Origin of the sequence: Streptomyces abikoensis (assembly GCF_014648775.1) — a bacterium.
In the GTDB taxonomy this organism is placed as follows: domain Bacteria; phylum Actinomycetota; class Actinomycetes; order Streptomycetales; family Streptomycetaceae; genus Streptomyces; species Streptomyces abikoensis.
The window spans coordinates 733,004-751,362 of sequence record NZ_BMRT01000001.1; the positions used below are offsets into that span (position 1 = coordinate 733,004).

The window sequence follows — 18,359 nt, forward strand, 5'->3', positions numbered from 1 at the left end:
CGGCCCGGGCGCCGTCAGTGCGGCCGCTCCTCCCCCAGCGGCGGGTTCTCGGCCAGCCAGTCGAGGTAGTGGGGGCTGCGGCGCACGGCGGTGGCGTAGACGCGGTCGGCGCGGGCGGCGATGGCGGGGGCGTGCGCGCTGAGCGCGCCCTGCCGGTGCCACAGCAGCAGGTGGCGGATCCGCAGCGGGGTGCCCGCCAGGGGGCGCGGGACGATGCCCGGCGTGGCGCGGAAGGTGGCCTGGCCCAGGCCCACCGCCTGGCCGTCGGCGATGAGTTCGCGGGCCGCCCCGGCCTCGGCGTCGTGCCGGACCTTCGGGGTGAAGCCCGCGCGGGCGCAGGCGGCGGTGAAGGAGTCGAACAGGCCGTTGCCCTGACTGGCCGGAAGGGTCCACTCCGCTTCGGCCAGCTCCGCCAGCCGCAGCTCCGGCCGGGCGGCCAGGGGGTGGACCTGGGGCAGCAGGACGAAGGCCGGTTCGGTGGCGACGGTCGTCGAGCCCAGGCCCGGCGGGAGCTCGGAGGACGGCCGGACGTACTCGGCCACGGCCGCCAGGTCCTGCTGGCCGCTGACGACGAGGTCGGCGGCGGTGGCGAGGTTGGGCTCGGTGCGCAGGGTGGGCAGGGCGCCGGGGAAGAGCTCCTGGAGCTCGCGCACCAGACCCACCGCGAGCGGGCCGGGCGTGGCCACGTACCGCAGGGGCCGGCGACCCTCGGTGGAGCCGGCGTGCAGCGCGGACTCGCGCTGGATCGCCTCGATGGACGGCAGCACCGAACGCGCCCTGGCCAGCACGAACTCGCCCAGCGCGGTGGGCGCGGCACCGTGCCGGGACCGCGCGAACAGGGCGCCGCCCAGGACCCGTTCGATCCGCCGGATCTGGGCGGTGAGGGAGGGCTGGGAGACACCGAGCGCGGCGGCCGCGCGGGTGATGCTGCCGGCGTCGGCTATCGCGCATACCACCTTGAGGTGGCGCACTTCGAGATCCATAACCCGCATCCTATGGACGAATGCGATTACTTGAAAGTTCTAGTTCTTGTCAGGATGGTGACGCCGCACAGCATCGAACGGGATTCCGGGAGGACACCGATGGCCGACAGGGGCGACGACGCGCTCATCGCGCGCCGAGTCATGGAGCTGGTCCTGCGTCATCAGCGCAAGGGGCAGCGGACGGGCGGTTGCGCGCGGACCCCCTGCGCCGACTGCCGGGACGCCCATCTCGCCCGCGTCACCCGGTACGTCGAGGCCGGCGAGCCGGTGCGGTTCGTGCTGCCGGCCTTTCCCGGCAAGTCCCCCAACACCGCCAAGGTGCTCGGGACGCTGCCCGACATGGCGGAGCGGCTGGCGCTGGGCTTCCTCGCCGGGCTGACCGCGCGGATCCGCGCGGTGTACGCGCCGGGGGCCGAGATCCTCATCTGCTCCGACGGCCGGGTCTTCAGTGACGCGGTCGGCATCCCGGACGCCCACATCACCGGCTACCAGCGGGAGATGCAGCAGCTCATCGACGCGCTGCCGGAGCCGAGCGGCATCGGCCTGTTCAACCTGGAGGACGTCCCCGAGTTCGCCGGGCTCGGCCACGACCGGATGCGGGAGCTCCTCGCCGAGCGGTACGCCGAGCCCCTCGACTCACTCCGGGAGCGGGTGCGGGCGGGCGAGGAGGTCGCGCTCTACCGGGCCATGACGCGCTTCCTGTTCGAGGACGCCGACACCCCCGGCCGCACCGGCAGCAGGGCCGCCCTCCAGCGCGACGCCCGCAACCGCGCGTACACCGTGATGCAGCGCAGCAAGGCGTGGGGCGACCTGCTCGCCGAGCGGTTCCCCGGAGCCGTGCGGCTGTCCATCCACCCGCAGCCCTGCGGCGCGGAGAAGCTCGGCATCCACCTCGTGGACACCCCGGACAACTGGCTGACGCCCTGGCACAGCGTGGCGCTGGACACCGGCGGCGGCCGGTACGTCCTGGTCAAGCGGAGCGAGGCCGAGGAGCGGGGCGCCGAGCCGGTCCTGGTGGACGGCCGCCCGAGCCACTACGCGCAGCCCGCGCCCGTCACCGCCGCCGCGCCCGCCCCCGCGGCCTCCGCCGCCTGACCGGGCACCCCACCCCCGCATCCCCCGAAGGGCCCGTCATGACCAGCACCCCTCCCGCCACCGACCGCCTCTCCGGTCACCCCGTCACCGCGCTGGAGCCGTTCGGCGTCCGCGTCGACGCCGCCTCGCCCGGCGCCGATGTCACGGACCTGCCGATAGCCGGGCTGCGTGAGCTGGCGCTCCGTCACCATCTGGTGCTGCTGCGCGGGTTCACCGCCTTCGACGACGCCGGGGCGCTCACCGGGTGGAGCGCCCGCTGGGGCGAGATCGGCATGTGGCCCTACGGGCCCGTACTGGAGCTCGTCGAGCACGACGAGCCCGACGACCACATCTTCGACCACCGGTACGTACCGCTGCACTGGGACGGCATGTACCGCGAGCAGATCGCCGAGTTCCAGATCTTCCAGTGCGTCTCCGCGCCCGGCGAGGGCGACGGCGGCCGGACCACGTTCTCGCAGACCGAGGCCGTGCTCCGCGACGCCGCCCCGGAGCACCGGGAGCTGTGGGAGCGGGTCACCGGCCGCTACCGCCGGGCGGCCGCGGAGTACGCGGGCGAGTGCGTCTCGCCGGTCGTCACCACGCGCCCCGGCGGCCGTGCGGTGATCCGCTACAACGAGCCGGTCCCGGCGGGCGAGGTCTTCCTCAACCACCCGGACCTGGAGTTCACCGGCGTGCCCGGGGAGCTCCTGCCCGAGTTCCACCGCACGCTGCAGGCGGCCCTCCACGACCCGCGCCACCTGTACGCGCACGCCTGGCGGGACGGGGACGTGGTCGTCGCCGACAACTACACGCTGCTGCACGGCCGGGAGGCCTTCACCAGCCGCTCGCCGCGCCATCTGCGGCGCGTCCACGTGCTCGGCACCCCGCCGCTGGAGAACACGGCGCTGGTCCACGGGTAGTGCTCAGGCCAGCGGCAGTTCGGCCCAGATGACCTTGCCCTCGGGGGTGTAGCGGGTGCCCCAGCGCTCGGCGAGCTGGGCGACGAGGAACAGGCCGCGGCCGCCCTCGTCCTCCGCCGCCGCGTACCGCAGGTGCGGGGCCGTGCTGCTGGTGTCGGACACCTCGCAGATCAGGGCCCGCTCGCGCAGCAGCCGTACCCGGATGGGGCCGGAGGCGTGCCGGATGGCGTTGGTGATCAGCTCGCTGAGGATCAGCTCCGTGGTGAACAGCGCCTCCTCCAGTCCCCACTCCTCCAGTTGCCGGGTGACGTCGGAGCGGGCGCGGCCCACGACGGCCGGGTCGGCGGGCAGCTCCCACTCGGCCGACTGCCCGGGCTCCAGGATCCGGGTGCGCGCGGCGAGGAGGGCGATGTCGTCGGTCTGCTCGGCGGGCAGCAGCGCCTCCAGGACGGCCTCGCAGGTCTGCTGGGGCGTGCGGCCGGGCCGGGCCAGGGTGTGGGCGAGGATGGTCAGGCCGGCGTCGAAGTCGCGGCGGCGGTCCTCGACGAGGCCGTCGGTGTAGAGCACCAGGCTGCTGCCCTCGGACAGGGTCAGCTCCATGGCCTCGAAGGGCATGCCGCCCACCCCGAGCGGCGGCCCGGCGGGGAGCTCGGGGAAGGTGACGTCGCCCTCGGGGCCGACCACGGCCGGCAGGGGGTGCCCCGCGCGGGCCAGGGAGCACGTGCCGGAGGTGGGGTCGTAGATGGCGTACAGGCAGGTGGCACCCGCGATCGCCGCCTCCCCGCCGGCCTCCGCCGCCTCCTGGTCGATGCGGGCGACCAGCTCGTCGAGGTGCCCGAGCAGCTCGTCCGGGGGCAGGTCGAGGGAGGAGAAGTTCTGCACGGCCGTGCGCAGCCGCCCCATGGTGGCGGCGGCGTGGAGGCCGTGGCCGACCACGTCGCCCACGACGAGGGCCACCCGCGCGCCGGGCAGCGGGATGACGTCGAACCAGTCGCCGCCCACGCCGGCCTGGGCGGGCAGATAGCGGTAGGCGATGTCGAGGGCGCCCTGCTCGGGGACGCCGCGCGGCAGCAGGCTGTGCTGAAGGGTGACGGCCATGGCGTGCTCGCGGGTGAAGCGGCGGGCGTTGTCGATGCACACGGCCGCACGGGCGGCCAGCTCCTCGGCCAGGGACAGGTCCTCCTCCTCGAAGGGCTCGCTGCCCTCGGCGCGCCAGAAGTTCACGATGCCCATCAGCACGCCGCGCGCCTTCAGCGGCACGGTGATCAGCGAGTGGAAGCCGTAGTCCAGGATCTGCTGGGTCCGCGCGGGGTCCTGGGTGCGCCAGCCCACGGATTCCGAGAGGTCCGCCACGAGCACGGGGTGCCCGCTCATGAAGCCCTGGGCCTGCGGGGTGGGCGCCGCGAACCGGTGGACCTCGCCCGCCCCGTACAGGGGGTGGTCGTCCCGGACGCCGCTGATCGCGACCCGGCGCAGCTCCGGGGCGCCGGCCGTCGAGGGGCGGGGCTCCTCGCCGTGGAGGACGGGCTCGGCGAGATCGACGGTGGCGTAGTCGGAGAAGCGCGGGGAGGCCACCCGGGTGAGCTCGTCCGCGGTGGTCCGCACGTCCAGGGTCGTGCCGACGGCCACGCTCGCGTCGTAGAGCAGCCGCAGCCGCTCACGGGCGACCTCGGCCTTGCCGGCGAGCGCGCGCAGCTCCGTGGAGTCACGCAGCGTGGCCACGCTGCCGGGCGGGCCGCCCCCGCGGTCGGTGGGCCGGTTGTTGACGGCCAGCATCCGCTCCCCGACGGGGATCACCTCATCGGAGGCGACCCGGCGGGAGACCAGCAGTTCCGCCATCCGGGGGTCGAGGCCGAGGCCGTCGACGGCCCGGCCCTCGACGTCCTCGGGCAGGCCGAGGAGGCGGCGGGCCTCGTCGTTGGCGAGCATGACCCGGCCGTCGCCGCCGACGATGACCACGCCCTCGCGCACGGCGTGCAGCACGGCGTCGTGGTGCTCGTACATCCGGGTCATCTCGGCCGGGCCCAGGCCATGGGTCTGGCGCCCCAGCCGTCTGCTGACCAGCCAGGTGCCGCCCGTGGCCAGCAGCAGCGCGATGGCACCGGCGATCAGCACCACGGGCAGCAGCCGGTCGGCGGCGCTGCTCACGCCGCTGACCTTCATCCCGGACGAGACCATGCCCACGACATGGCCGCGGTCGGTCACGGGGACGACGACCTGAAGCTCCTCCCCCAGGGGACCGTTGACCTCCTCCACGGTGGTGTGGCCCTGCAGCGAAGGCCCGATGGTGCCGACGAACTTCTTGCCGATGAGCCGGGGGTCGGGGTGGGAGTAGCGGATGCCCTGCCGGTTCATCACCACGATGAAGTCGACCCCGCCCTTGCGGCGGGCGTCCTCGGCCAGCGGCTGGAGCACGGCGGCCGGGTCGGGGCCGCGCAGCGTGGCCACCATGCCGGGGCCGTGGGCGAATGCCTCGGCGGCGGCGAGCGAGCGGTCGCGCGCCGCCTGGAATCTGTCACTCCGCGCCTGGAGCAGCAGGGTGACCGCCGCGGCCACGACGAGCAGCACGACGATCAGCACCTGCAGCACGAACATCTGTCCGGCGACGCTGCGGGTGCTCGCCACGGCGAACCAGCGGCCCGAGGGCCTCCAGGAGCGGCCCTGGCTTCGGGCCATACCCCATGTCTACCCTGCCGCCCCCCGCCGCGCGAACGGTACGCGGCCACGCCGGGCGCCCACCGGCCACGTACCGGCCGGTCCGGAGGCGGTCCGGCGCGCCCCGGCGCGTGTCGGGAAGCGCCGAGCGTCGTTGACCGTATTGGGCCCAATCGCCCTCCTGTCCCGCAATCGAGACCAAGGATCCGTGATGCGCCTCATCCGCACCGCAGTGGCCGCTCTCGCCGGCCTCCTCCTCGCCGTCGCGCTGCCCGGCAGCACGGCGTTCGCCGCGAACGGCCAGTTCCTCTGGGTGGGCCCCAAGGGGAAGGCCTACTCCATCCAGAACCCGCCGGACAACAAGTGCTACGACATGGGCCAGGAGGCCCGCGCCGCCCGGAACGAGACGAAGTCGCCGCTCGTCGTCTACTCCAAGAAGAAGTGCAAGGGGGACGCGACCCGGATCGCCCCGGGGCAGCAGGCGCCGCAGGGCGTCGGCTTCCAGAGCGTGATCTTCAACCCGCGCTGAGCCGACGCCGCGTAGAAGCCGACGTGGAAGCCGTCGTGGAAACGGCATGAAAAACCGCCCCGACCGGCAGGTACCGGTCGGGGCGGTGTGGCGTGCGTACGGCCGGATGGCGGTGCGCCGTCCGGGCCGGGCGCGTCAGGCCAGGGTCGCGATGGCCTCGTTGAAGGTCGCGGACGGGCGCATGACGGCCGCGGCCTTGGTCACGTCGGGCTGGTAGTAGCCGCCGATGTCGGCCGGCTGCCCCTGGACGGCGTTCAGCTCGTCGACGATCTTCTGCTCGTTCGCGGCGAGCGTCTCGGCGAGCGGGGCGAAGGCCTTGGCCAGGTCCGCGTCGTCGGTCTGCGCGGCCAGCTCCTGGGCCCAGTACATGGCCAGGTAGAAGTGGCTGCCGCGGTTGTCGATGCCGCCGACGCGACGGGTCGGGGACTTGTCCTCGTTGAGGAAGGTCGCCGTGGCGCGGTCGAGGGCGTCGGCGAGGACCTGGGCGCGCTGGTTGCCCGTGGTCTTCGCGAAGTGCTCCAGGGAGGGGACCAGCGCGAAGAACTCGCCGAGCGAGTCCCAGCGCAGGTAGTTCTCCTTGACCAGCTGCTGGACGTGCTTGGGGGCGGAGCCGCCGGCGCCCGTCTCGAAGAGGCCGCCGCCCGCCATCAGCGGGACGACCGACAGCATCTTGGCGCTGGTGCCCAGCTCCAGGATCGGGAAGAGGTCCGTGAGGTAGTCGCGGAGCACGTTGCCGGTGACGGAGATGGTGTTCTCGCCGCGGCGGATGCGCTCGACGGACAGCTTGGTGGCCTCGACCGGGGACAGGACGCGGATGTCCAGGCCCTCGGTGTCGTGCTCGGGCAGGTACTGCTCGACCTTGGCGATCAGGTTGGCGTCGTGGGCGCGGGTCGCGTCGAGCCAGAAGACGGCCGGGTCGCCGGTGGCGCGGGCGCGGGTGACGGCGAGCTTCACCCAGTCCTTGATCGGGGCGTCCTTGGTCTGGCAGGCGCGGAAGATGTCGCCGGCGGAGACGGTCTGCTCCAGGACGACGTTCCCGGCCTGGTCGACCAGGCGGACGGTGCCGGTGACCGGGATCTCGAAGGTCTTGTCGTGGCTGCCGTACTCCTCGGCCTTCTGGGCCATCAGGCCGACGTTGGGCACGCTGCCCATCGTGGCCGGGTCGAAGGCGCCGTGGGCGCGGCAGTCCTCGATGACGGCCTGGTAGACGCCCGCGTAGCTGCTGTCGGGCAGCACGGCGAGGGTGTCCGCCTCCTGGCCGTCCGGGCCCCACATGTGGCCGGAGGTGCGGATCATGGCCGGCATGGAGGCGTCGACGATGACGTCGCTGGGGACGTGGAGGTTGGTGATGCCACGGTCGGAGTCGACCATCGCCAGGGCCGGGCCCTCGGCGAGCTCGGCCTCGAAGGACGCCTTGATCGCGTCGCCCTCGGGCAGCGACTCCAGGCCCTTGAAGATGCCGCCGAGGCCGTCGTTCGGGGTGAGGCCGGCCGCGGCCAGGGTGCCGCCGTGCGCGGCGAAGGTCTTCGGGAAGAAGGCGCGGACCACGTGGCCGAAGACGATCGGGTCGGAGACCTTCATCATCGTGGCCTTGAGGTGCACCGAGAACAGCACGCCCTCGGCCTTGGCGCGGGCGACCTGGGCGGTGAGGAACTCGCGCAGCGCGCCGACGCGCATGACGGACGCGTCGACGACCTCGCCGGCGAGCACCGGCACGGACTCGCGCAGGACGGTGGTGGAGCCGTCGTCACCCGCGAGCTCGATGCGCAGGGCACCGTCCTCGGCGATGATCGCGGACTTCTCGGTGGAGCGGAAGTCGTCGGCGTCCATGGTGGCGACGTTCGTCTTGGACTCGGCGGACCAGGCGCCCATGCGGTGCGGGTGGGTCTTGGCGTAGTTCTTCACCGAGGCGGGGGCGCGCCGGTCGGAGTTGCCCTCGCGCAGGACCGGGTTGACGGCGCTGCCCTTGACCTTGTCGTAGCGGGCGCGGATGTCGCGCTCCTCGTCGGTCTTCGGGTCGTCCGGGTAGTCCGGCAGCGCGTAGCCCTGCTCCTGGAGCTCGGCGATCGCGGCCTTCAGCTGCGGGATCGAGGCCGAGATGTTCGGCAGCTTGATGATGTTGGCGCCGGGCGTCTTGGCGAGCTCGCCGAGCTCGGCGAGGGCGTCGGCGACGCGCTGGCCCTCCTCGAGGTACTCGGGGAACCCGGCGATGATCCGGCCCGCCAGGGAGATGTCACGGGTCTCCACAGTGACCCCGGCCTGTGCGGCGTAGGCCTTGACCACGGGCAGGAAGGAGTGCGTCGCCAGGGCCGGGGCCTCGTCGGTGTGGGTATAGATGATGGTCGAGTCAGTCACCGGGTGCTCCGCTCCACGTCTATAACATTGCTTGACATCAAGATATCTCGTACCGGGCGTCTCTTCGACAGGACCCCGTCCCCGGAGCACCGGGACGGGACGCGGCGTACCGCCGGGGCGGCACCGATGCCCACCCCGGCGGTACGCCGCCGGCCCGCCGCGCGGGAGGTCAGGCCCGGTCGCGGGCCTGCCGGCGGCGCGCGGCCAGGACGATCGCGGTGCCGCCGGCCGCCAGGGTGCCGGCGCCCGCCAGGGCCATCAGGGCGGTGCGGTCGTCACCGCCGGTCTCGGCGAGCTGCCCGCCCTGGGCGGCGGGAGCGTTCCCGCCGCCCGCCGACGCGTGCGCGGCGTCCCCAGCGGCGGCCACGTGCCCGGCGTGCTCGGCGTGCCCGGCGTGGGAGACCGTCGACTTGTGGGCGTCGGCGGCGATCTGCTGCTCGCCGGGGGCGGCGGCGAGGGGCGTCTTCGCGTTCGCGGACCGGCCGAAGTCCACGTCGGAGCACGTGTAGAACGCCTCGGGGCTGTCCGAGCGCTGCCAGACGCTGTAGATCAGATGGCGGCCCGACCGCTTCGGCAGCTTCCCGTCGAAGACGTAGCTGCCGTTCCGCAGCGTGGGGTCGGTGACCTTGGCGAACGGCTTCGCCTCCAGGTCCGACCACTTCAGCGGCTTCTTCGGGTCGTACCCGTCCTTCGTGATGTACAGCTCGAACGTGCCGCGGTGGGGCGCGGTCGCCCGGTAGCGGAACGTGTGCGCGCCGGGCGCGAGCCGCGTCCCGGGCCAGTCCGCGCGCGGCAGGTCCAGCCCCCGGTACTTGGCGCGCCCGGCGCTGCACAGTTTGCCGTCGGGAATGATCTGCCGGTGCCGGCCGGCGGCGGTGCCGATGTTGACCTCGTTCCAGTCGTACAGCGGCTGGGTACCGCCGGCCGCCACCAGCGCCTTGCACGCGGCCGAGCGCGGATGCTCGGGCCCTTCCGCGAAACAGGCCGCCACCCGGCTCACCGGGTCCGACATCGAACCGTGGGCGTCGGCCGGGCCGACGGCCAGGAGCGAGAGCGCGAGCGGCCCGGCGGCGAGCACACCGACCCGTGCGGCACGGCGCGCGGTCGTACGACGAACATGCATGGGGGGTCTCCTTCGTGAAGCGGAACGCCCCGCACGCTAGCCGCGCCGGCCTGCGTAAATGCCCCGCAGAGGCGGCGACGACCGATCCTTATGGCCCTCTTAAGCACGGGCTAACCGCAGGCTCAGGAAGGGAAGCAGAAACCCGCCAGCTCACCTGCGTCCGAGCGGCACCGCTGTCCGCCTCGGTCCATGCCCGTCCGCAGTCGGACGCCCTGATTGGCTCCCCGTTTGGCTCCCCGGGAAGCCGGACCAGGTCACTTCTTACGGGACTTGGCCTGCTTCCGCTTGGCCTCCTTGAGCTCCCTCTCCCGCCGGTCGAGGACGCCCAGCGCCGACCACTCCCCCTGGTGCTTACGACAGCGCGAAGTCCCCTTCACAACCGTCCCCTCGCATGGCCTGCCGGTCGTCTTGGTCCGGGCTCCACACTTCTGCCCAGCCACTGCCATCAACCTCCCCTCCGATGCGCCTCGTCTCGATAACGGGCGTAGGTACCCAACCTGCCTCCGACGGAAGGACAGCGGAAGGCGCACGGCGGGCGAGCCAGCGGCACGCGAGCGCACACGGCTCCGGAGGCCGTGCGTTGCTACCCAGCGGGCAGGCCCTTGACCAGGAGGGACGTCCCTGAAGATCGCATGATGCTTGCACTCCACGCGCTACTCACGCGTATGGCCGTGGCTGCCGGGCTCCCCGGGGAGCCCGGCAGGAGGTGGCTGTAGCACGATGCAGATCGGCAAATTGCTTCAGAAGGGTAGGCGTCGAAGGTAGGTTCTCTGCATAAGTGACCAATCAGCGGTCAGGGGAAGGGCTCACATGTACGAGGCCGAGATCATGACAGTGGCGACTGGTGCTGCAGGCACCCTCGTGGCGGCAGGAGTTAGTGGGGGCGCCCACGCGCTCCGTGCGCGGATCGTTGCGCTGTTTCGTCACGGTACCTCCGAAGAGCAGGCGGCTGCCCTCGCGGTCGTGGAGCAAGAGGCAGGGCTTACTGAGGGCGAGAGGATCGAGGCCTTGGCTACTCGCATCGCTGCCTACCTCGTGGCTCACCCTGACGCAATACCGGAAGTTAAGGCCGTTGCCGCCGACTTCAAAGCCACCACCTATTACCAGCACAACACGGGGAGCGGCATCTTCATTGGCCGTGACCATGTAGGCGACCTTACGATCAACCATGGCGGTTCGGCGCAGTGACGGCAGGCCCCTCGGATCAGCCGCCTACTGAGCAGCGAAACGAAGGGTCTGGCATATTCATTGGCCGGGATTTGGTTGGCAATGTGGTCACCCATGTGCGTAATGTCTTCGTCCGCTCGGGGCGCAGTCCTGTTGGCCTGTCGTCACAGAAAGAAAGAGCTACGCAGCGGTCATCATATGCCGAAGGCCGTAATGTTGAGGAGGAAACTCCTCGCTTCCGGTTTATGTTCACGATATTTCTCGCTTACGTTTTTGCGCGCGTTGCGCAGCGGCGAATTCAGGGTGAGCGACTCCTTGGCGGTGAGGGGCCGCCGCTTTCTCTCACTACCCGAGCCATCTGGATCTGCGGCTCGGGTGTCGCGTTTATAGCTTGCGTGGGCTATGCCCTTGCCTGTCTAACCGAGATCCTTGCTGAGTGGGCGCGGTCCGCAGCTGACTCAGCTGTGTCGAACGTGCCCCGCTGGCGCCTCGCAGCAAGGGTGAACGCCATCTGTGCTCGCGTGTTGGCGAGGATAAGTGGAGGAGTTGCGGCTGCAGCCTCCGTCGTTGCGCTGATATTCGGTTGGTGCCCGCTTGGCGATATCATCTCTTCCAGAGCCCACCGCGCTGGTGACGTGGCTCATGCGGCCGCCCGCGAGGCACGTGCTGCCGCATGTAAGGGATCCACCTGACGCACCTCAGTTGCAGGGTTAAGGTTAACTGCCCTTAATTTTTGTCATCAGGAAGAAGGCGAGCAAAGCCCCTACTGCCACTCCCCAGAAAAAGGCTTTGACGACCGCCTCTCGGTCAATGATGAGCTTTGGTGGGGGCGGCTTTATTGTTCGCTCAATCCGATCGGCAGCATCGCTTAGAGTATTCGATATTGTATCTATGCGGTCCAATGGTCCATGACTGTACTGTAGACGGTCTATTGCGGTTGTCGCTGCGATCAAAGTTTCCCCGAATGATTCGAATCGATGGATGGTTCTGTGTAGCTCGTCGATGTCGAGGCGTGTCATCGCCAGGCTGAGAATTTCTGCGGCGGCCGATATCTTGTTGGCGACTTGTGGGTTGATATTCTCGCTTGCATGTGTGAGCGAGAAGGCGACGTCCTCATTGATGTTGCGCCCCGCGTCCCAAAGTGCATGCGCGACATCTTCATTGATATTTCGGGCCGACCTGTCAAGGGCCTCGGCTACGTCAGGGGAAATGATCCCATCCTGCAGGGCCTCGGCCAGTAGATTAGCTAGTTTGGGGGAAACCTTAGATATGTCCTCCAGTAGGCCCTTGGTTCCGGCGTCGATCATTTCAAAGTTGATGTCGCCATAGTGGTCACGGCCGATGAATGTTCCATCCCCATGATTATGCTGCTCGTGGGGCGGGGGCTCTTCTTCTGTCACGGTTTCATATTGCCTCATGTGTGCCCGTGTCGACCTCGATTGGCCAAAAATTGCAGGCGTATCGGTTCGGAGATCGCCGCCCTAGAAATTCCGAGACGGTCTCGGACCAGCCCAGACGCCTATTTTTAGCCATTTTGTTCCTGGGCGCCCAGGACGGCCAGATGTTCGGCGAAATCCTCAACGAGGCTGGCCAAGACGGCCTTGCCCTTCTCGGCCGTGGCATGTGAAGGGAAGCCAATTACGCCGCTCTCGGTGTACCCGGCCATTCCCATAGTGAGGAGGAATCGGCGTTCTCCGCCATCATGGTCTGCGCTCTTGTATACCGCTCGGACCAGGTCTGGTTCGGCGTGCAGCAGGATGGACGTCTAGATCTCGCCCGCATGCATGTCGCTGTGCGCGTCAGAAACCAGGCCGGCCCGTTGACGGCCTCGGCGCCACTCTCCTCCCAAGGGAAAGAGTGACATTCGGGCTTCGGTGACGTTGGCCTCTTGCACGATGTTGGACAGCACGTAGTTCCCGCCGTGCCCGTTGACGATGACCAGCTTCCGTATTCCTGACCGTTCCAGTGAGAGACGGATGTCCTCGACCATCGAGTACAGGGGCCGCGCGCTGATGCTCACCGATCCGGGCCACGTGCCGTGCTCGTGGCTGCACGAGATGGTGATGGGGGGCAGCGCGAGCACCGGGTAGGCGGCGGCCAACTCGCGGACGATGAACGATGCGATCGCGGTGTCCGTGATCAGTGGTAGGTACCTGCCGTGTTGCTCGAACGACCCGATGGGGAGGACGGCGACCCGCGGGGGCTTACTCCTGGACGTCGGTGGTGGTGGTCGTCGGCAGCAGGTTCACGGGACTCCCTTGCTCTTCGGCCTTAGGTACCTTTCATGGTGCCCAAGATCTGGTTCAGTTCCGCAATCTCCACCAGCTTCCGCCAGGGCGCAAGGTGTGTTTGAAGCCGAAACAGTTCGTCCCTGATACGTGCCGAGCCCGTGGCCTGGGCGATGTCGACGGCCTGCCGTGCCCTCTCGTACGCGCTCTCGACGTCTCCGACACAGCGTGGGCCGTGGCCAGGCGCGCGAGGCAGAGCCCTCGGTTGCGTTCCTGTTCGGCAAGCCAGCGCTGCAGGATGTCCTCGAAGAGACGGATGGCTGCTGCCGGATCGTGGAGTCGGACGCTACATGTGGCTACTTCCATTTTGATGTACGAAGGGGTGCAGTACATCGCGAATCGGTCGTCGTCGTTGATGCCGCGTTCGGCCGCGGCCCGAGCCCTGTCCAGCGTGCGCGCGCACTCCTCGGCATGGCCAAGCAGTGAGTGTGCGTTGGCGAGCGCCCGGAGAACGACTGCCTGAACTCGATGGGGGAGCTTGCCGAGGTGTGCCTCTGAACTGCGCAAACGCCGTTCGATGGCTCTTATGCTCGCCTTAAGGCGCCCCTGAGACGGCGCTCAGGCCGCGCGCCACGGCCCCGCCGCCGGCGGCGGGCCGAGCGGCGGGGGTGGCCGTCGTGCAGGGCGAGCCACATGCGGACCTCCGTGCCGCCGAGTACCGAGCGGCCGATGCGGATGTCCCCGCCGGTCGACTCGGCGACGCGGCGGACGATGTCCAGGCCGAGGCCGGTGGAGCCGGGGCCGCCCGCGCCGTGGCCCCGGCGGAGGGCGGCGCCGGGGTCGGCGATGCCCGGGCCGGCGTCGGAGACGAGCACGATCACGGCGTCCTCGCCGTGGTGGACGTCGACCGCGAAGGCGGTGCCCTCGGGGGTGTGCCGGAAGACGTTGCCGAGCAACGCGTCGAGCGCGGCGACGAGTTCGGGGCGGGGCACCGGGACCCGGGCCGTCGCGCCCGCGCCGGCGAGCCGTACCGTGCGGCCCTCGTCCTCGGCGAGCGCGGACCAGAAGGCCATCCGGTCGCGGATCACCTCGCAGGCGTCGCAGCCGGGCGCGGGCCGCGCCTGCCGCTCGCCCCGCGCCCGGGCCGTGCGGATCAGCTGGTCGACCTCGCGTTCCAGCTGGGCGACGGCGGAGCGGGTCTGTTCGGCGGCCGGGCCGTCGCCGAGCGAGGCGGCGTTGAGGCGGAGGACGGTGAGCGGAGTGCGCAGCCGGTGGGAAAGGTCGGCGGCCAGTTCCCTCGGCGGCCAGTTCCCGTTCGTCCTCCAGGAGCCGTTCGATCTTGTCTGCCATGGAATTGAACGACGCGGCGGCGGCCCGCAGTTCGGCGGGGCCGTCCTCGCGGACGCGCACCTCCAGCCGCCCCTCCCCGAGCGCGCCGGCCGCCTCGGCGAGCCGCTCGGCCGGGCGCACCAGGCGCGTCCCGAGCCGGTCGGCCACGGCGACCGAGCCGACGACCAGGCCGAGGCCCACCCCGGCGAGGATCAGCCAGGAGCCGGTGACACCGGCGCCCACCGCCTCGTGCGGCACGTACACCTCCACCACCGCGAACTCGCCCGCCGCGAGGGCCGTCGGCTGGAGCAGGACATAGCCGCCGGGCACCGGCGCGACGGCGGACCGGCCGCCGCGGGCCGTCTCCACGTCGCGCGCGGCGGCGCGGCCGCGGCCTATGCGGTACGCCTCACGGGCCCCGGTGCCGGTGGTACCGCCGGGGACGTGGACGGCCAGCCGGCCCTCTCCCCCGGCCTGCGAGCTGGCGACCGCCCGTTCGAGCTGGCCGCGGTCGGTGGTGATGGCGAGCGCGGGCCGGATCTGGGCGGCGCGGCGCTCGGCGTCGGCGAACGCCCGGTCACGCGCGAGCTCCCTGACCACCAGCCCGAGCGGCACGGCGAAGGCGAGCACCACCATCACGGTGACGGCGAGCGAGACCCGGATCAGCGCCCATCTCACGCGCGCTCCACGGCCGCCGGCGGCGCCTCCAGCTTCACCCCGACGCCCCGGACGGTGCGCAGGTAGCGCGGCCGGGCGGCGGTCTCGCCCAGTTTGCGCCGCAGCCAGGACAGGTGCACGTCGATGGTCTGGTCGTCACCGTAGGACTGCTGCCACACCTCGGCGAGCAGCTCCTTGCGGGGTACGACGACGCCCGGCCGGCCGGCGAGGTAGGCCAGCAGGTCGAACTCCCGCCGGGTCAGGTCGAGTACGACGCCGTCGAGTTCGGCGTGGCGCCGTAACGGGTCGACCGTCAGCCCGCCCACCCGCAGCACCCTCGGCGGCTCGGGCTCGCCCGCCCCGCCGCCACCGCCGCCGCCCGCCCGGCGCAGCACGGCGGTGATCCGGGCCGTCAGATGGGCGCCGGAGAAGGGCTTGACGAGGTAGTCGTCGGCGCCGTCGTTGAGCAGGCGGACGATCTCGGCCTCGTCGTCCCGCGCGGTGGCCACGATGACCGGCACGTCGGTGATGCCGCGCAGCATCTTCAGCGCCTGCGCCCCGTCGAGGTCCGGCAGTCCGAGGTCGAGGACGACGGCGTCGAAGCCGACCTGCGCCACCTCCCGCAACGCCTCCAGGGCCGTGCCCACGCTGCGCACGGTGTGCGCGGCCTCGGTCAACTGGCGGATGAGCGCGGAGCGCACGAACGGATCGTCCTCGACGACGAGCAGTCTTGCCATGGGCCGCACCGTACGCCATTCGGGTGAGGCAGCATGAGCCGGATGAGGCGAGGCATCCTGCACATCCTGGCGTGGGCGCTGGCGACGGCGGTCGCCATGGCGCTGTCCTGGTACGGGGTCCGCACGGTGCTGACGGACACGGCCCACGAGCCGCCCCGCGCCCTCCCGGCCCCGGATCCCACCCCGCCCCCGTCGCTCCCGCCGCTCCCGCCGCTCCCGCCGGCCGCCTCGGCCGTTCGGCCCTCGCCGTCCCCGCCGGCCCCGTCCCCGCCCGTCCCTCCGCCCGTCGCGGCCTCCCCCACCGGCGGCGCGGTGCGGAGCTTTCCGGTGCGGGGCGGCCGGGCGGTGTTCGCCCTCGGGGAGACCTCGGCGACGCTGGTCTCCGCCGCCCCGGACGAGGGCTGGCGGATGCGGGTGTGGAAGCAGGACGGCTGGATCCGCGTCGACTTCACGGCCGGCCCGCGCGCCAGCTCGCTCTTCGTCACCTGGAACGGCCACCCTCCGCTGGTCCGCACGGTCGAGAACTGAGCGCTCCACGGTGCCCCGCGCCCCTTACGGGGCGCGGGGAGGCCTCAGCGCTTGGGGATCTCGTCCCACAGCTGCTGGGCGGTCTTCCCGGTGCGGGCGCGCCACCACTGGTCGTCGCCGTCGTACGAGCCGTCGTGCCCGGCGACGTTCAGCTTGCGCACGATGTCGCCGTCGTAGCGCGTGGCGACGTGGTCGAGGAAGTACGCCGTCGTCCGGTAGGCGTCGGTGTACTTGTCGGACGACCCGACGGAGGCGAGTCCGCCGTTCTCGAAGTGGTAGTTGCGCACCCAGTCGGCGACGCCCTCCACGAAGTGCCCCGGGAGGACGCGGTTCTGCTGGATGATGTGGACCTGCTCGTGGATCAGGAAGCCCGTGTCGCCCGGGTTGCGGCGGACGTAGTCCGGGTTGACGCTGACCATGTCGCCCATGGCGTAGGCGACCCCGGTGTTGGACCGGTCGAACACGATCCGGTACCCGGCGGGGGCCGCGTGGGCGTCGCCTATGATCAGCGCGACCGTCTTGGGGAACCACGCCTCCAGGACCGGCTTCCGCTCCTCCAGCCAGCCGGCCAGGTCGGGGGCCTGCCCGGCGTCCAGGGTGATCCGCACGCCCTGGCCCGGCTGGGGCTGCGGCCGGGAGGTGCCGACGGGCACCAGTTCCCAGCGCTGCCCCGGGTCCCGCCCGTCCGGGCTCCGCAGCCCCAGCGCGATGCCCTCGCCGATGGCCGTCAGATAGCGGTCGCCCTCGTTGCCGCGCGCGGTCTTGACGCGGTAGGAGCCGTCGCCGGCGTCCTCGAAGAGCCAGCGCTGGTTGGCGTCGCCGTGCTCGGGGAACAGGTGGGTGACCCCGGCGCTGAAGTTGTAGTCGAGCGCCATGCCGTGGCCGGGGGCGTGGGCGCCCCGGGTCAGGGCGGTCTCCAGCAGCCACGAGCCGTTCTCCTTGGCCCAGAAGACCCAGCTCTGGGCCTTGGAGCCGTTGGGCTTCCAGCCCTGGACGCGGTTGCCGGTGGTGATCTGGCTGGAGTTGACGTCGACGGTCAGGCCGTTGCCGGACCGGAGCGTGAACTCCTGGCCGTTCTGCGGTGTGGCGGGCATGCTTCCGTGCCTTTCGATGATGGGGGGGGTCGGTGGGGGTTCAGTCGGTGACGCGGAAGCCGTGCTCCGCGCCCAGCTTCTCGAGCGTGGTCCGGCCCGGGACGCCGTCGGCGTCGTCGCCCTCGTAGCCGCAGCGGCTCTGCCACTGGGCGTACGCGTCCCGCGTGCTGGTGCCGAAGGAGCCGTCCAGCCACTCGGTGGCCAGCAGGCCCTCCGCGCACAGGGCGCGCTCGACGACGAGGACGTCCTCGCGGTGGGTGGTCGCGCCCTGCGGGGCGTCGGGGTCGGTCCCGGCGGCGGCGATCACGTTCGCGAGGCTGACGTCGGGGACGTCGGTGGCGTCATCGGCGTCGTCGGCGTCGTCGCGCGCGACTGGGGCCTCGCCCGAACCGGCGGCCAGGAGCCCGGACTGCGAGATGGCGCCCGGGTCCCAGTGGTCGTTGCCGGGGACGTTGGCGTGCCCGTAGTGGCCGCCCTCGTCGTGCCAGGTGTCGCTGTCGCGGCTGGTGGCCTCCGAGCCGTCGGAGGCGAGGTCGCCCGCCGGCCAGACGTCCGGGACGCCCCAGGAGCGGACGGCTTCCAGCAGCGCGGCGAAGTTCGGGCCCGGCTGCCAGTAGCCGGTGAAGGGCTCGCCCGCCCGGGCCAGCACCTCGACCTGGACGCAGACGCGGCCCGTGCGGTTGGTGCGGTCGTCGCCGTCGTTGCGCAGGGCGCGGGCGCTCAGGTCCAGCGGGCCGAACTGGCCGAGGCGGTCGGTCGTGGGGTCGTAGAGCAGGTGCGGCTCGGCGCCGATCTCGATCAGGTAGTCGGCCGTGGAGTCGAACTCCGCGTCGCCCGCGCCGCTTTCGGTGGTGTGCCAGACGACGCGGGCCGGCTCGTCGGGGGTGTCCATGTCGCCGCCGATGTCGCCGTCGCCCAGGCGTTCGGCACCGGGGATCCAGGTGATGCCCATGGGGGGTGTGCTCCTCGTGCTCGCGGGT

The 18,359-nt window shown here is 71.3% G+C and carries 14 protein-coding genes and 2 pseudogenes; 5 read left to right on the forward strand and 11 right to left on the reverse strand.

The window, feature by feature from the left end; translation table 11 throughout:
- Positions 1 to 14: 14 nt before the first annotated feature.
- The gene (locus IE096_RS03200) at positions 15 to 983 is read right to left on the reverse strand and encodes a LysR family transcriptional regulator (protein ID WP_189448132.1); all 969 of its coding nucleotides are present in this window, start codon (positions 981 to 983) and stop codon (positions 15 to 17) included.
- Between the two features lie 99 nt (positions 984 to 1,082).
- Here IE096_RS03200 and IE096_RS03205 point away from each other — a divergent pair, with 99 nt between their 5' ends.
- Positions 1,083 to 2,078 carry an L-tyrosine/L-tryptophan isonitrile synthase family protein gene (locus tag IE096_RS03205; RefSeq protein WP_189448134.1) on the forward strand — a complete coding sequence of 332 codons (996 nt, stop codon included), beginning with the start codon at positions 1,083 to 1,085 and terminating at the stop codon, positions 2,076 to 2,078.
- Positions 2,079 to 2,116: 38 nt separating this feature from the next.
- The gene (locus tag IE096_RS03210) at positions 2,117 to 2,977 is read left to right on the forward strand and encodes a TauD/TfdA dioxygenase family protein (RefSeq protein ID WP_189448136.1); all 861 of its coding nucleotides are present in this window, start codon (positions 2,117 to 2,119) and stop codon (positions 2,975 to 2,977) included.
- A gap of 3 nt (positions 2,978 to 2,980) precedes the next feature.
- Here IE096_RS03210 and IE096_RS03215 read toward each other — a convergent pair whose 3' ends face one another.
- Positions 2,981 to 5,653, reverse strand: a complete 2,673-nt coding sequence (locus IE096_RS03215; RefSeq protein WP_373297995.1) for a SpoIIE family protein phosphatase — start codon at positions 5,651 to 5,653, stop codon at positions 2,981 to 2,983.
- A 190-nt stretch (positions 5,654 to 5,843) separates the two neighbouring features.
- On the opposite strand from IE096_RS03215, the gene IE096_RS03220 reads away from it, so the two are divergent.
- On the forward strand, positions 5,844 to 6,161 hold the full coding sequence (locus IE096_RS03220; protein ID WP_189448138.1) for a hypothetical protein: 318 nt from the start codon (positions 5,844 to 5,846) through the stop codon (positions 6,159 to 6,161).
- Positions 6,162 to 6,296: 135 nt separating this feature from the next.
- On the opposite strand, the gene IE096_RS03225 is transcribed toward IE096_RS03220, so the two are convergent.
- From IE096_RS03225 to IE096_RS31750, 3 genes are all read right to left on the reverse strand, one after another.
- On the reverse strand, positions 6,297 to 8,516 hold the full coding sequence (locus IE096_RS03225; protein ID WP_189448140.1) for an NADP-dependent isocitrate dehydrogenase: 2,220 nt from the start codon (positions 8,514 to 8,516) through the stop codon (positions 6,297 to 6,299).
- Between the two features lie 169 nt (positions 8,517 to 8,685).
- Positions 8,686 to 9,639, reverse strand: a complete 954-nt coding sequence (locus IE096_RS03230) for a lytic polysaccharide monooxygenase auxiliary activity family 9 protein (RefSeq protein ID WP_189448142.1) — start codon at positions 9,637 to 9,639, stop codon at positions 8,686 to 8,688.
- Positions 9,640 to 9,893: 254 nt separating this feature from the next.
- A complete protein-coding gene (locus IE096_RS31750; protein WP_268248274.1) occupies positions 9,894 to 10,016 on the reverse strand; it encodes a hypothetical protein in 123 nt (40 codons plus the stop codon).
- Positions 10,017 to 10,449: 433 nt separating this feature from the next.
- Between IE096_RS31750 and IE096_RS03240 the strand changes: the two genes are divergently transcribed.
- A complete protein-coding gene (locus tag IE096_RS03240) occupies positions 10,450 to 10,827 on the forward strand; it encodes a hypothetical protein (RefSeq protein ID WP_189448145.1) in 378 nt (125 codons plus the stop codon).
- 695 nt (positions 10,828 to 11,522) lie between these two features.
- Here the strand turns inward: IE096_RS03240 and IE096_RS03245 are convergent.
- The 4 genes and pseudogenes from IE096_RS03245 to IE096_RS03260 all read right to left on the reverse strand — a co-directional run bounded on the left by IE096_RS03245 (position 11,523) and on the right by IE096_RS03260 (position 15,757).
- Entirely contained in the window at positions 11,523 to 12,206 is a 684-nt protein-coding gene (locus tag IE096_RS03245) for a hypothetical protein (RefSeq protein WP_189448146.1), read from the reverse strand.
- Between the two features lie 125 nt (positions 12,207 to 12,331).
- Positions 12,332 to 12,985: pseudogene (locus tag IE096_RS03250) on the reverse strand (creatininase family protein).
- Positions 12,986 to 13,618: 633 nt separating this feature from the next.
- Positions 13,619 to 15,041: pseudogene (locus tag IE096_RS03255) on the reverse strand (HAMP domain-containing sensor histidine kinase).
- Positions 15,038 to 15,757, reverse strand: a complete 720-nt coding sequence (locus tag IE096_RS03260) for a response regulator transcription factor (protein WP_189448149.1) — start codon at positions 15,755 to 15,757, stop codon at positions 15,038 to 15,040. The pseudogene IE096_RS03255 and the gene IE096_RS03260 overlap by 4 nt, the downstream one beginning before the upstream one ends.
- 42 nt (positions 15,758 to 15,799) lie before the next feature.
- On the opposite strand from IE096_RS03260, the gene IE096_RS03265 reads away from it, so the two are divergent.
- Entirely contained in the window at positions 15,800 to 16,285 is a 486-nt protein-coding gene (locus IE096_RS03265; protein WP_189448151.1) for a hypothetical protein, read from the forward strand.
- Between the two features lie 44 nt (positions 16,286 to 16,329).
- Here the strand turns inward: IE096_RS03265 and IE096_RS03270 are convergent, their stop codons facing one another.
- Together IE096_RS03270 and IE096_RS03275 are read right to left on the reverse strand one after the other, a co-directional pair.
- Complete coding sequence (locus IE096_RS03270) at positions 16,330 to 17,379, reverse strand: basic secretory protein-like protein (RefSeq protein ID WP_189448153.1); 1,050 nt, start codon at positions 17,377 to 17,379, stop codon at positions 16,330 to 16,332.
- A 40-nt stretch (positions 17,380 to 17,419) separates the two neighbouring features.
- Positions 17,420 to 18,331, reverse strand: a complete 912-nt coding sequence (locus IE096_RS03275) for a peptidoglycan-binding domain-containing protein (protein ID WP_189448155.1) — start codon at positions 18,329 to 18,331, stop codon at positions 17,420 to 17,422.
- Positions 18,332 to 18,359 lie beyond the last annotated feature (28 nt).

Bases quoted from the DNA above. Each gene is read 5' to 3' on its own strand.
- IE096_RS03220 (WP_189448138.1), top strand. From the start codon at position 5,844: ATGCGCCTCATCCGCACCGCAGTGGCCGCTCTCGCCGGCCTCCTCCTC.
- IE096_RS03275 (WP_189448155.1), bottom strand. From the start codon at position 18,331: ATGGGCATCACCTGGATCCCCGGTGCCGAACGCCTGGGCGACGGCGAC.
- IE096_RS03260 (WP_189448149.1), bottom strand. From the start codon at position 15,757: ATGGCAAGACTGCTCGTCGTCGAGGACGATCCGTTCGTGCGCTCCGCG.
- IE096_RS03230 (WP_189448142.1), bottom strand. From the start codon at position 9,639: ATGCATGTTCGTCGTACGACCGCGCGCCGTGCCGCACGGGTCGGTGTG.
- IE096_RS03210 (WP_189448136.1), top strand. From the start codon at position 2,117: ATGACCAGCACCCCTCCCGCCACCGACCGCCTCTCCGGTCACCCCGTC.
- IE096_RS03240 (WP_189448145.1), top strand. From the start codon at position 10,450: ATGTACGAGGCCGAGATCATGACAGTGGCGACTGGTGCTGCAGGCACC.
- IE096_RS03265 (WP_189448151.1), top strand. From the start codon at position 15,800: ATGAGGCGAGGCATCCTGCACATCCTGGCGTGGGCGCTGGCGACGGCG.
- IE096_RS03200 (WP_189448132.1), bottom strand. From the start codon at position 983: ATGGATCTCGAAGTGCGCCACCTCAAGGTGGTATGCGCGATAGCCGAC.
- IE096_RS03270 (WP_189448153.1), bottom strand. From the start codon at position 17,379: ATGCCCGCCACACCGCAGAACGGCCAGGAGTTCACGCTCCGGTCCGGC.
- IE096_RS03205 (WP_189448134.1), top strand. From the start codon at position 1,083: ATGGCCGACAGGGGCGACGACGCGCTCATCGCGCGCCGAGTCATGGAG.
- IE096_RS03215 (WP_373297995.1), bottom strand. From the start codon at position 5,653: ATGGCCCGAAGCCAGGGCCGCTCCTGGAGGCCCTCGGGCCGCTGGTTC.